Annotated in this window: 15 protein-coding genes and 2 pseudogenes; 8 read left to right on the top strand and 9 right to left on the bottom strand. The window is 51.3% G+C overall.

Going from position 1 to position 12179, the window contains the following annotated elements; genetic code table 11:
- The 3 genes and pseudogenes from AACY11_RS27675 to AACY11_RS28565 form a co-directional block, all read left to right on the top strand.
- The coding region (locus AACY11_RS27675; protein ID WP_339496220.1) for an RNase A-like domain-containing protein at positions 1-563 on the top strand (563 nt) is incomplete at its 5' end.
- Positions 553-867 (top strand): contact-dependent growth inhibition system immunity protein, encoded by a 315-nt coding sequence (locus tag AACY11_RS27670; protein WP_339496219.1) that lies wholly within the window; start codon positions 553-555, stop codon positions 865-867. The genes AACY11_RS27675 and AACY11_RS27670, both read left to right, overlap by 11 nt.
- Positions 868-1321: 454 nt before the next feature.
- A pseudogene (locus AACY11_RS28565) lies at positions 1322-1528 on the top strand (DUF6896 domain-containing protein); the annotation flags it as partial.
- 122 nt (positions 1529-1650) lie between these two features.
- Here the strand turns inward: AACY11_RS28565 and AACY11_RS27665 are convergent.
- From AACY11_RS27665 to AACY11_RS27640, 6 genes and pseudogenes are all read right to left on the bottom strand, one after another.
- Positions 1651-1812 (bottom strand): hypothetical protein, encoded by a 162-nt coding sequence (locus tag AACY11_RS27665; protein WP_339496218.1) that lies wholly within the window; start codon positions 1810-1812, stop codon positions 1651-1653.
- Positions 1813-1935: 123 nt separating this feature from the next.
- Positions 1936-2358 (bottom strand): glycine zipper domain-containing protein, encoded by a 423-nt coding sequence (locus AACY11_RS27660; RefSeq protein ID WP_339496217.1) that lies wholly within the window; start codon positions 2356-2358, stop codon positions 1936-1938.
- Between the two features lie 170 nt (positions 2359-2528).
- On the bottom strand, positions 2529-2900 hold the full coding sequence (locus tag AACY11_RS27655) for a glycine zipper domain-containing protein (protein WP_339433341.1): 372 nt from the start codon (positions 2898-2900) through the stop codon (positions 2529-2531).
- Between the two features lie 291 nt (positions 2901-3191).
- Entirely contained in the window at positions 3192-3380 is a 189-nt protein-coding gene (locus AACY11_RS27650; RefSeq protein WP_339433342.1) for a hypothetical protein, read from the bottom strand.
- Positions 3381-3584: 204 nt separating this feature from the next.
- Positions 3585-3905 (bottom strand): YbjQ family protein, encoded by a 321-nt coding sequence (locus AACY11_RS27645; RefSeq protein ID WP_221734375.1) that lies wholly within the window; start codon positions 3903-3905, stop codon positions 3585-3587.
- A gap of 265 nt (positions 3906-4170) precedes the next feature.
- Positions 4171-4419, bottom strand: a pseudogene (locus tag AACY11_RS27640) (site-specific integrase); the annotation flags it as partial.
- A gap of 815 nt (positions 4420-5234) precedes the next feature.
- Here AACY11_RS27640 and AACY11_RS27635 point away from each other — a divergent pair.
- From AACY11_RS27635 to AACY11_RS27615, 5 genes are all read left to right on the top strand, one after another.
- A complete protein-coding gene (locus AACY11_RS27635) occupies positions 5235-5450 on the top strand; it encodes a hypothetical protein (protein WP_141126392.1) in 216 nt (71 codons plus the stop codon).
- 225 nt (positions 5451-5675) lie between these two features.
- Entirely contained in the window at positions 5676-7148 is a 1473-nt protein-coding gene (locus tag AACY11_RS27630) for a Fic family protein (protein WP_339496215.1), read from the top strand.
- Between the two features lie 778 nt (positions 7149-7926).
- A complete protein-coding gene (locus AACY11_RS27625; protein ID WP_339496214.1) occupies positions 7927-8148 on the top strand; it encodes a hypothetical protein in 222 nt (73 codons plus the stop codon).
- 30 nt (positions 8149-8178) lie between these two features.
- Positions 8179-8652, top strand: a complete 474-nt coding sequence (locus AACY11_RS27620; protein WP_339496213.1) for a hypothetical protein — start codon at positions 8179-8181, stop codon at positions 8650-8652.
- Positions 8653-8825: 173 nt separating this feature from the next.
- Positions 8826-9800, top strand: coding sequence for a fimbrial protein (locus tag AACY11_RS27615; protein WP_339496212.1), 975 nt, complete (start codon positions 8826-8828; stop codon positions 9798-9800).
- Positions 9801-9822: 22 nt separating this feature from the next.
- On the opposite strand, the gene AACY11_RS27610 is transcribed toward AACY11_RS27615, so the two are convergent.
- The 3 genes from AACY11_RS27610 to AACY11_RS27600 are packed head-to-tail and all read right to left on the bottom strand — an operon-like array spanning position 9823 to position 12022.
- Positions 9823-10794, bottom strand: a complete 972-nt coding sequence (locus AACY11_RS27610) for a hypothetical protein (RefSeq protein ID WP_339496211.1) — start codon at positions 10792-10794, stop codon at positions 9823-9825.
- Positions 10767-11471 carry a hypothetical protein gene (locus AACY11_RS27605; RefSeq protein WP_339496210.1) on the bottom strand — a complete coding sequence of 235 codons (705 nt, stop codon included), beginning with the start codon at positions 11469-11471 and terminating at the stop codon, positions 10767-10769. Before AACY11_RS27605 ends, AACY11_RS27610 begins: the two co-directional genes overlap by 28 nt.
- The gene (locus AACY11_RS27600) at positions 11468-12022 is read right to left on the bottom strand and encodes a baseplate complex protein (protein WP_339496208.1); all 555 of its coding nucleotides are present in this window, start codon (positions 12020-12022) and stop codon (positions 11468-11470) included. The genes AACY11_RS27605 and AACY11_RS27600 overlap by 4 nt, the downstream gene beginning before the upstream one ends.
- Positions 12023-12179 lie beyond the last annotated feature (157 nt).

Below are 12179 nucleotides of genomic sequence, written 5' to 3'. Positions count from 1 at the left end.
GGCACCGGTATTACGACCCACGGCTGGGCAGGTATCTGACACCGGACCCGGTGAAGTTGGCGGGTGGGTTGAATCAGTATCGGTATGTGCCGAATCCGACGGGGTGGGTGGATCCGTTGGGGTTGAGCTGCACTCCCTGTCCCGGATCGGGTGTTGCTGATGGCCCCTACAGTGAAATTGTTCCGGGAGGAGGATTAGAGGCCCATGAGTCTCGAGGTGGACATGCTATTGAAAGACATGTCAATAGATCGGAGGCTCAACTGAGAGCTAGACTAATAGCTGAACCGCATATACCTATTGCATCAACATTTCTTAATAGGACAGAGGCTGAAGCTGCACTCTCGAATGTTATGAGGAGTAATAAGATAAAAATTGATGACTTTCTAGCAGGTAACGCAAATAAACTTGTGATTAATGAGCGGGTGTCTGCTCCTGCTGGCGTGGGTATTGTGAGACAGAGCGGAAGGCTGGAACAGCTATTTAGTATCAGATTAGTGCTACGGCGAGATGCAACTTCGCCTCTTGGTTACTTTATTTTGACGGGTTTTGTAAATGACAATTGAAAATTTTCCTAACCTATTCCAGTTTCTCGGGGCCTATTTTCATGAGGACTGGATGTGTGAGTTTGACTTGACAGATGACGTTATTAGATCGTTCCTAGCAGACTCAGAAGGTTGCGTAGTGGGGGAATTGGTAAAGGAAATTGATGCCTTGTTGGCGATGAAGATGAAAGAAAATGAAATTCGAGATTTTTTGCTGAAGGAAATTGGATGTTGTTACTGTTATTGGCATGAGTGGCAAGATGGAAATACGTGGTTGAAGCACATTTCTGTAGTTATCAGAGAAGCTCCGCACAGTAATATTTAAGTTTTCTTGGATAAGCCTCCATCATTTTTGATCAACAGAAATATTGATTTATGCGTTGCCCCAATGGCTACGACTCCGCGCCGCCAATTGATGCAGCAAAACATGAGGGAAATTTTTATATTCTTGACGGCCATCATCGCGCAGCAACTGCGCGTCAAACTGCCACGAATGCAACCATTAAACTAATAAAATATATCAAAGAACATTATAGAAGTTTAAACAGCATTGAATAAGTGTTAGATTCAGCAAATAATGTCGACCCAGACAGATTGGAGTACCGCAGAAGAAGATGAATGGCCAAAATAAAAATCTGAAAAATACAATAACCGATACCCTCTCAAACATTAAAGTTGGCACGCTGCTGCTTGAAAAAAAATTTGGCACTCCAAATATTATCAGCTTATGGCGTACAAACCAAATAAAACGATGCTGAGAAGTCACTGAAGGCGTTGAATATGAACTACATGGTACTGGATATATTATCCATTTCATCTCTACGGAATCAGTGAGTTCCGACTATCGCGCTGATGGTAGAACTGACAAAATTGATGCTTGGCGCCTATACAATTTCTCCAGCAAAAGGCCATTGAAATATAAAAACACTGCAACGAAAAAAATATCAAAATTCGAAAAATATATAAATCTAAAAAATCAAACTTAAGCAGCCTTTATGTGCTGATCGACTCCAAAGCTAACGATTAAGTAAATATAACTTCAAGGGGCCTTAGAGCTCAGGCCCCAAAGATCCAGACTCACACTGTCAGAGCATCACCAGAAAAATGGTCACTGCTCATCCTCCATATCCGAATCATCCGAATCATCCGAATCATCCAACGGCACCTTCGCATCATCCATCAGCGACCCCGGATCCTCATTCCCCGGATCATTGATATACGGCAGCCCACTCGGGCCTTTCTCTTCCTTGCCTTCAGTTTCGGGAGTCATGGCAAACCTCATGAATTTGGGGGAGTCTATGACGTTCGAAAAGCCCCAGGGCCAATCGTTCCAAAGACTGACCAGCAGAAACGAGAAACCCGGCACACGGCCGGGTTTGTGTTGAATCGTCAATCAATGATGTCGGTTTTTATGTTTGTTCTTATGTTTATGACCACCACCGGAATGAGACTTCCCACCATCGTCACCCAGATTATTGCCGACCGCACCACCCGCCGCGCCACCCAATCCTGCACCGATGGTTGACCCCGCGGAACCACCCAGGCTGTTACCGATCACCGAGCCGCCGGCTGCGCCGAGGCCTCCGCCAATGGCGGCTTCCGTACGATTGCGTTTATTCGCCCCGACGGCACTGCCCGCCGCGCCGCCAACGCCCGCCCCCACAGCCGCGCCTGTACTCCCGCCGAGTTGCCCGCCGACCACGTTGCCCAACGCACCACCCAGCCCGCCCCCTACAGCCGCCGTACCGTCGCCGGCAGCCATTGCGCCTTGCGAAACCAGCAATCCGAAAAACAGTGCAGATAATGACAGTCGCATATGAACCTCACAGTTCCCGAATCGGGATAATCCGCCCCAAAGAGGGCCTATGTGAGATTGGAGCCGCCTGCGGAACAAACGTTCACCAACGAAAAAGCCCGATGGGGTGCACCGGGCGTTTAGGTGGAACAGGATTAAACCTATTTCAGGACGAAGACAGACGATCAGTCTCAGTGACGCTTGTGACCTTTCGACAGATTGCTGCCCACCGCACCGCCAGCCGCCCCGCCAAGACCTGCACCGATGGTCGCACCGTTCCTGCCACCGAGGCTGTTGCCGATGATCGAACCGCCGGCCGCACCGACACCGCCGCCAATGGCTGCTTTGGTCCGGCTGCCTTTACGCGCCGCCATTGCACTGCCTGCGGCGCCTGCCACGCCAGCACCAATCGCTGCACCATTGCTGCCGCCCATTTTCTGGCCGACCACATTACCCAGCGCGCCACCCAGGCCACCGCCGAGCGCAGCTGTGCCATCTCCAGCAGCCATCGCACTTTGAGCGACCAGAAGCCCAAGAACCAGAGCAGGCAGTGTTAAACGCATGACAAAAACCTCAAAAAACGCGATGAAAAAATTGGCCGGCATTCAATGCTGTCGGCACGCATTCGGCGCCGATTGGACAGCGATTTCGCAAAAGGTTTTATCGCAGGCAAAAAAAAGCCCGCTGGGGAGACGGGCTGGAGACTTGCTTTCTAACGGATGGCTTCACCCTACTTTGATAGACGTGAAAAGTTTGTGAAAGCATTGCCAAGCCACCCGTCATCTGTAGGAAATTTCCAGCCTACTCGTCAGACGCAAAAAACCCCGCTTGTTGGCGGGGTCGCTCGCTGCAGACTATTTTCGGGCTCGAGTCGCGACCCTGGGCAGGAACTTCGCCTTCGGCCCTTTGGGTGCCTTGGACTTGATCTTGCCGATCTGAACCGGATCCTCGCCAAAGCCAGCCTGATAATCGGTCTGGCCGCATCGTACGCAATTGTTCAATGGAAACTCAGCACCATCGTCTTCGATATACGGATCAGTCATACCTTCGCCCCTGAGAAATGGGTCGACACCAGCAAAGCGCTTTTGCCTGAAAAAATATCGACCTCCAAGACTTTTGAGACTAGCTGGTCATTCCTGGACTTGCGGTTCAGATCGACCCATGCCCGACGAGCGGCCTACACCCGCTGACAACAACTTGAACACGGTGACAGCGAAATCTATCGGCCACCGAGTTTGTGCCGATAATCAGCGCAACTTGACCGCTGTCCCTGTTGCGAACACCACAACCATACCGCCCTTGCCCGCTGGCATGCTGATCTCGAAGTCCACTCCAACCAAAGCGTCCGCCTGCAAGGCACGCGCTCGTTCCTTGATCTCGTCAGTTGCCTGGATACGCGCCTCTTTCAACGCGCGCTCCAGGGTCTGAGAGCGCCCACCAAAAAAATCCCTCATCCCCGCGAACATGTCGCGAATCACGTTTACGCCCTGCACGGATTCGGCACTAACGACATCCAGATAAGCCGTTATCTGACGCCCCTCAATTGAGGGCGTGGTGGTGATAATCATCCGATCAATCCTTGTCATACTTGAAAAAAAGCGATTATCAACTGAGTCGAGCTTGAGCGCTTGATCTGTTGATCTGTTGATCTGTTGATCATCACGCCTAATGCTAGGTCACGAGAAAAGTCGCTTGGATCATAACCCCTGCCTTTGCTGCCTCAGAGATCTACAAAGCCGAGAACAAACCTAAAGAAGCCGGGCGCCAAGGCACTATCCTAGGTGGTGGGGCCGCTGGTGGCGCGTTGGCTGGACAGAGCATCTCGATGCTATGCGGCCACGCGCTTTCAACTTTGCGCAGGTACTGATCAATCATCTCTTTAGCGGTGGCGCCCTTGCGGCTCGCCCGCTCGATTGCACCAGGCTCATCGAGTTCCGACTCACGCGCCCACGCCTGCGCAGCCTGTTTCCGGGCGAAGGTCTGGCTCTCTTGGTAGACTTGCACCCCATCACGTTTGATGCGGATCTGAGCGGTGTAGCTCACAGACCCATCCGCCAGTTTTCTTGCCCTCATAGCTGCCATATCAAAAGTGGTACGCGTCGGTTTTGAAGTGGTAGATCGCACCACCGAGACCTGAAAAACGCTTGAAAACGCCCTAAAACACGCCGAAAACACGTTGAGTAAAATGGTACAGAATCAGAGCCTTAGCCCAGTAAAATCAATGCCTGCGCTGTCTCGCCGCTTCAGTGTGGCGCCGATGATGGATCGGACTGACACTTCTTTTACCTCCCGCAAATAAAGGGACGAACACCTCGCCGCCAGCCCACGTACCAGTTGCGTACCAGTTCTGTTTTCCTCCCTCCTCCTCCCATCCCTTCTGCCGACCGCGTTAGCAATTTTTAAGCAGCGGTTCTCGGCTCCAATCCTGGCACTGTCTATCGTCGGCAAAGGCGAGCCTTTGTGATAGTTAAAACCGCGTGCATGAAAGGCCAGCAAACCTCCCCGTCTTCGCTTCGCCCCGTTTTCAGGTTGACCCCTGGGAAAAAGGTAATATTGGTAATTTCCTTTCTTATCGACGATAAAACTCAATAGAATCAATAGCTTATGCGACTTATTCAAAGGTAATAAAAGGGTAATAGAGGAGTTAGAAAATTACCCTTAGTCGTAGTAATTTCATGCCCCTACGAAAGCCTTTAAAATCAATCACTTAGCAAATTATTACCTCTTCCCTTACCTAATATTACCTCCAAAGGTAATACGTTGAAGCCACGTCCTATAAGGGCTGCAGCCATTTTTTCGCATCGGCTTACCAAAATTACCTTTTTCCCAGCCTCGAACTGAAATTCCCCCCTCAGGTGCCCTGCTATGCTTCCTGCTTTCCGAATGGAGTCGAATGCATGGCCAGCGAATATTCCCTTACCGTCGTCCTCGAAAAAATGTACGAAAATCAGCTCGGCCTCGAAGCTGCGCTGATGGAATTGGTGCTGTTAGTCGAGCAGCAGGGATGCGAGACCGTAGGGGAAAATGCCCGCGTGGCACTTGAGCGAATTGGTGAGAATGCTGGCTTCATCAATCAGGGTTTAGCGCGTTTACGAGCGATAGAGAGGGATTAAGCCGCTGTTGCCCTCAAGCAATTTTTGGCGCGAGCACCACTGCTACCATGCCTAGGCGTTCACGTTGAACTGTCGAAGCTCGACGCAATGTAGAAAAATTTAGCATCAGCCAATTCTGCAAGCCTTGCTATGAGATGAGCAATCTCGAATACGGTGTGGCGACCCCGTAAAATAAGCTTCAGAAGCGTGCGGGAGCCTTGCTCACGCTGGCTCGTACGGAGCGGAATGAAGCCGCTTGAGCGCCTTGACTTTGGGCATAACTATGCCAATATCGAAGCATCAAAACGCAAATTTTTAAAATTGAGAAATGTCATGGCAAAGCCTAGTGTAGAGCGGGCTCCAAAATTCAATCCGGGGAAAATCGATTTTGAAAAAATCGGTAAGTACTTTGACAAATATGATGTAACTGACGCGAAAGGTAACTATCTCCATTGGGATAAATTTAAATGGCGGGTACCAAGGGCGGAAGCGACAGACATTTGGTACGCCGTAAAATTTAAAAGATATATGCAGATGAAACCTTTGGCATTGCTAAGTGACAGCAAAGAAGTTTTCACTTATTGCATACCGCACTCTGTGGACTCTAAACTGCATAGAATTGTAAAACTTGCAGGTGGAAGTGTTGCCGCCATTGCAGGAACCAAAGCTCCTGATAGCCTGCAAAGCAAATTCCTTGTATCCTCATTAATCATGGAGGAAGCAATATCAAGCGCTCAGCTTGAGGGGGCATCTACAACTAGGGAAGTCGCAAAGAAAATGCTAGAGGAAGATCGTATCCCTCTAGATGAAGACGAGAGGATGATCTTAAACAACTACCTACTTTTAAAGCAGGCAGAGCAAACTAGGGATCTTCCACTTACATTAGACTTGATTTTAGATTTTCATAAGATTGCAACACACGGCACTACCGAAAACAGCGTTATTCCAGGCGCCTTTAGGGAAAGCAACGATATTTATGTCTCAGATAATGACAATGAGATAGCCTATCAACCCCCATCTTTTGAAAAGATACCTGATCGCTTATTAGCCCTGTGCGCATTTGCGAACAGAGATCACTCGGGTGATAACGGCTGCGAATTTTTACACCCAGTCATCAAAGCTATTATCCTCCATTTCATGATCGGATATGAACACCCGTTCAGAGACGGCAACGGCAGGACCGCTAGAGCTCTTTTTTACTGGTACATGCTGAAGTGCGACTACGAGCTCTTTAGGTATGTCTCAATCAGCAAACTTCTTAAAGATGATCCGAAGGGATACGGTTTATCGTACCTGTACACAGAGAAGGACCAGAACGATTTAACCTACTTTATAGACTTCCAAGTTGAAATCATTCTTAAAGCCTTTGAGGAACTGCAAACCTACCTAGAAAGCAGATCCAATGAGTTCCAACAAGTTGTCAAGCTTTTGGAAACAACAAAATACAACTCACTGCTTAACTTTATTCAGAAGGATCTAGTAAAAAAAGGAGCAAAGGAACCTGGCAGAATATTCACAGTCAAGGAGGTATCAAGCAGTTATGATGTTTCGGAAAACACAGCCAGAACTCATCTTAATGGGTTATGTGACTTGAAGCTTTTCATGAACACAAAAGATGGTAGAAAAAACCTATATCTTTCTCCATCAGACCTAATCAGCAGACTGACCAAGAAAAAATCAACCAATAAAATTGGAAAAATCGAGTTCTCGGTTGGTTAAAGCATAGGTTGTCTGAGCCTCTCGCCTTCCACGTTACTTGAACGGGCAACGTGGTTGGTGCTGGGCTAATCCGAATCCATAAGAGGCTATTTGATCGGCTGAAATCAGCAACTCTCCGCTGGTAAAACTGTGCAATGCGTAAGCGGCCCTGCATGCCTTATACCACGGGGGCTTAGGCCAAAATAATACTCTCCTTGCCTTGCGTCCAAAGTGCCAAGAATGAGAGCTATTGAGAAATCGAAAACGTCGGAAATCAACTGTTTTCAAGCCGAACTCCGCGCAGGACGTGGCCTCTAGAAAAAGGCTACCAACCGGGATCGTTTTGAACGCCGCGCCAAGCCGCTGCAATTCTTTGCACAATCCTTCAATCCATGTAAATGCGATGTATCCCATCCCGATCCCCGGCAGGCTTGGGTTTGTCCCAAATTGCACATCGCCCGAGCTTTGCAAAAAAAATTACCACACGGCCCGTCGGCGGGAGGGGGATAAGTGCTTTTTCAGCAGTTTTTTTTGATCAAGGTAGTTTTCGGCAAATAGCGAACGAGTGCCACAAGGTCGTGTAGTGAACGTTGGATAAGGGTTAGGGAGAGGAGTCGCGGCGCGTCGGGGTCGCCAGTCAGGACTCTGGCTGCCACGCTGCTTTGATACGCAACGAGTCTATTTGAACCTCCCCTCCCTGCCTCCTGTCATGTAGTTCAGTAGGCGGTCATTTCCCGACTGCCGATGAAGGGTGACAGGTGTGCGTGGGGAGCGAACAATGACTTAAGTAATCACTGATTTGCCCGTAGCCATCCGTAAGCAAGCTGAGAAAGCTCTAGCTGAAATTGAAAACGCAGGATCGATGATTTCGGTCATCAAGAGTGGCGCGCAGGCTTACGGATTCGTGCAAGGGCTGTTGTGCGCGGGTGGTATCACTGCCGAGCAGGGCGCACAGCTTTCTGAACATTTTGACAAAGCGGCCGAAAAAAAATTAAAAATTTTGTCCCTCGGTTTGTCCTGAGGTACTGATGGGAATAAGTAAGGAAACAGGATGAAAAAAATCATTCTCCTTATGGTGCTTACTTCACTCACCACATGCACCTCAATGCCCAAGTCGGCAAGAGACGCCGACCCGATTCAGGCTTCTCGCATGTACGGGTACTCAAACAAATCTGATGCCCAACTGGTCGTCATGCTCGATTCAGCACTGGACGGAGGTTGCATGATTCGTCTGTCAATTGATGGAGAGCCGGCCGCCGATTTCTCAAACGGTGAAATTGCCTACTTCGGTATAACCTTCGGAACCCATAAAGTCTTAGCTCAGCCGCTTGCGGGATGCGCAAACTCGGAACCGCACCTCGGGGAGATCAACGTGAAGTCAGGTGATGCGTTGCTCAGACGTCTCACCGGAACATCCATTCAGCCGCCCCCCTCCCATACTGATGAGAAGCGCTGTGGTGCCAAACCTGATCACCTTTGGGCGCCTTCGGCATACCCAGGCCATGCGGCAAGATCGATTGGATAATCGAGTACATCGAAAGCTGCGCCTATACGCGGGAGCCTGCACAATCTCGGCTGACTATCTATATCCAGCATGGAATAACACGAATCAGATTCGTCCTATTTAGGTGAAGATAGGCCATCCGTATAGTTGGGGATCGCCTGTAGAATCCATCCGAAGACGATATGAGATGTCCTATGAAACACCTGTCGCTAAGCTTATTCGCCCCATTCTATTTGATATTGTCACTTGCGCCACAATTTGCGCATGCCGCAAACTGCTCATTTTATCCAGGTCATAAATTAGGTCTGTTTAATATAGATATCCCGACCACGCTTTCGATACCTCGCGACACCCCTAATGGAACAGTAATATATGAAAGCGCCCCAGTCGCGACGTATACGGATAGCTCTTACAAGTGTACAAACAATTTTTTTCGCGGCGTGAAAAATAATGTGGGCGAAACAACTCCAGGCTCACTTTTAATGCCTATAGGCAACACAGGCATCGCGTGGCAATGGCTTTTAAGTTCGCCCTTGCCGGGCTACCCAGGACAGACAAGAAAGGCTGGTGGATATGGCTGGAATGGATCTATACACACCCTAACATTAGTGAAGATCGGGGATATAAACGGCACAACAAAAATCCCAGCTGGAACGCTTGGTTATGTTCAATCAGACGAAGTGATTTCATTAGGAATGACTACTCGCGGGATGACTATTACGCCGCAGTCATGCGAAACGCCGGACGTTAAAGTGGATATGGGCTCAACAGACCTAAGTGTTTTTTCTGAGCAAGGAAAGCACTCCACTCCTGTAAGGTTTAGTATAAAGCTCAATAATTGTCCACAAGGTATAAATCAGATTTCTTATACGTTGACTGCTACGTCAACCAGCCCCGCGATTAATGCCAGCGCTGGAATTATTGGTCTAAATAATAGCTCTACAGCCAAAGGCATCTCCCTTCAATTGCTCGACGAGCAACTACAACCACTTAATCTTAATAAGCGATACCTTTACAACGGATACTCCGGCACTTCAGGGAGTTTCAATATTCCGTTAAATGCACAATTCGTCAGAGTTCTACCAACAGGAAAGAAAGGTGGGTTTGATCCGGGAATGAGTCCCGGCACAGCAAATGCAGATGTTTGGTTCATCATGAACTACTTATAAACCAAGAGTATTACGAGAGCCTTTAAATGGTAATGCTGCTAAGCTTGGATTTAAGCTCTCCCGTATTTTGGGCAGCCGTAGCGAAGTGTGAGGCATTGGAAGGGGCTGGTGTTGGCCCATGAGTGTGCGCTGCTAATTCGATATTCATTTTCGCAACGATCTCTAACAAGTCGCAAACGATTTGAAAAGCGTTCAGGTCGCTCGATCCAATCCAGCTTTTCGGAGCCTGCATCCGCTGACTCACCCCCGCAACGCTCTGGCGCAAACCTTCAATCCGTTCCTGCATATCACCACCCACCGTGGCGTTGTGCTTCTGACCCACAACCACATTCAGATCTCGCCCGGTCGCTTGGTGCAGATCGTCCACCGCCGCCAGGCTAGCCGAACCACCCGACATCAGCTTGAGCGCGCCCAGCGCCTCGATCTTTTTCACACCACCCACAGTCTCGGTCGAGTGGTCATCAATCGTCTGCGTGTGGCTCTGGAACTGCTCGCGGTTGTCCAGAGCTTCGACTTCGCGTTCGATCGCCTGATCACGGATCTTGCCATCGGTCTGGCGTAGCCAGTTGCCGTCGGCGTCGACACGCTGCTGGGCGGCCTCGCTGTGCTGCCACACCTGATCACCTTTCGGCACCTTCGGCATGCTCAGCCCGTGCGGCAAGATCGATTGAATGTAGGGCTTGTTCGGCAGGCCGTAAGCAAAGCACACCACGACCCGCGTGCCCTCCTCCGGAAAGGCATAAATGCCCATTTCCTCGCCACCGGTGGGCAGTGGTAACGGAACGCCGGTGAGTGGCGGCATGGCCGGGTCTGGTTCATCGTCGGCGCCGAGTACTTCGATGTCAACGGCGTAGCGCGGACGGAAGTCGTCGCACAGTCCTGCGTCCGCCGGCGCGTCGGCCACGGCGACCACCCGGGCAAATCGCGGAAGGTGATAACCACCGGTGAGCTCGGGGAATTGGCGCTCTACAGCGCGGCGGATTGCGTCTTCCATCGGATGGCCATCTGGTCATTGGAGAGCGTCACCGTGGTGATGCGCTCGCCGTTGTTGATCGTTGCACCTGGTCGCAACCCGGGAAGGGCCGCGACCATCGCGCTTTGGTTGCCCTGGTAGCTGTCAAACAGCTCCGTTGGGATTTGCAACGGCGCACGGGCGCCGAAAAAACTGTCGGCCCAACTGCCGGCGAATACTTCACCGTTGCCCAGCTGGTGCCAGGTGAAGTCGGGAATGCTGAACACTCGGGCCAAACTGTCCATCGCCTGGTAACCGGCAGCAAGGCTGTAGAAATACGGCGCCTTCACGCTGGCATAAGGCCGATCCGGTATACGAAAGCGCAGCCCGGTCTGTTCGCTGGCCTGGGTCAACACTGCGCGCAGATCCACATGACGCAGGTTCAACGGCAACGGGTTGGCAAGCACGGCGGCCAGCTCACGGCAAAACAACACCTGTTCGACCGCGTTGGCGGCCGTGCAGCGCTCGACGTAGCCGATAAAGTGCCGTTGCAGCGTGCCCTCGTTATAGCCGATATCCAGCGTCACCAGCCCTTTCAGCGGCACAGGGGATTGAACGGTGAAGTTCGCCCGGCCGGGGCTGGTAGCGTCCAGCCTGACATCCTCCTTGATGAGAGCGATCGGGGCGCCGTTGATGGAAAGTATCTTGTGCAGTTTCACGTCGGCTCACTCCCGCCCAACCACTTATCCACACGTCCCAGCACCTTTTCGAAGCCGCTCAGCGCGGGGTTGTCGCTGGTTCCTTCTCCGTTGCCGGCACCGCCGTCACCGACCGGGCTTCCCGGGGCGCCTTGAGCGTTTACCTTGTTGCCGGCGCGCCGGCCTTCGACTTTCTCCGGGTTCGATTCGCGCTCGCTCAGCGTGAATTGCACAAGCCAGGCTTTCAGGGTGTCGGCTTCCCGCGCACTGACTCCGTCGGAGAACTCCACCTGACGCACGCCGAAGGTTTCGGCCGTGTCGTTCACGATCCGATACAGATGCAACTGACCGCCGCCGGCGGTGGCTTCAGCCATGCGCAACAGATCCCTAAGCTGGGTTTTATCCACGAAGGGAATCATCAGCGAGACGGCCAGCGTCTTAGGCTTGAAGCCTTTGTGAGCCTTGTCGGTGTTGCTGGTCTGGCCGGACATATCGCCGCTTTCGATTCGCAGGTTGGCCGTGACCTTGAGGTTCTTCCCTTGGACTTTTTGCCCGTCGAGTAGCAGCGTCATAGGCCCACCAGCTCCTGTACGAAGCTCAGTCCCTGCTTGCTGCCCACCAGGAGCAGCCCGGCGCACTGAATCCATTCGTGGCCCGGGGCATCGCCGGCCAGCAGCTCGTGGCGCAGTTCGCCGGCGTTGCCCGGGCCGATCAGCCGTGCGCGCATGC

It is taken from the genome of Pseudomonas sp. RA_105y_Pfl2_P56, assembly GCF_963970845.1.
In the GTDB taxonomy this organism is placed as follows: domain Bacteria; phylum Pseudomonadota; class Gammaproteobacteria; order Pseudomonadales; family Pseudomonadaceae; genus Aquipseudomonas; species Aquipseudomonas baetica_A.
Note: the sequence above shows the minus strand (reverse complement) of the source record. Positions and strands in the feature narration are given on the sequence as shown.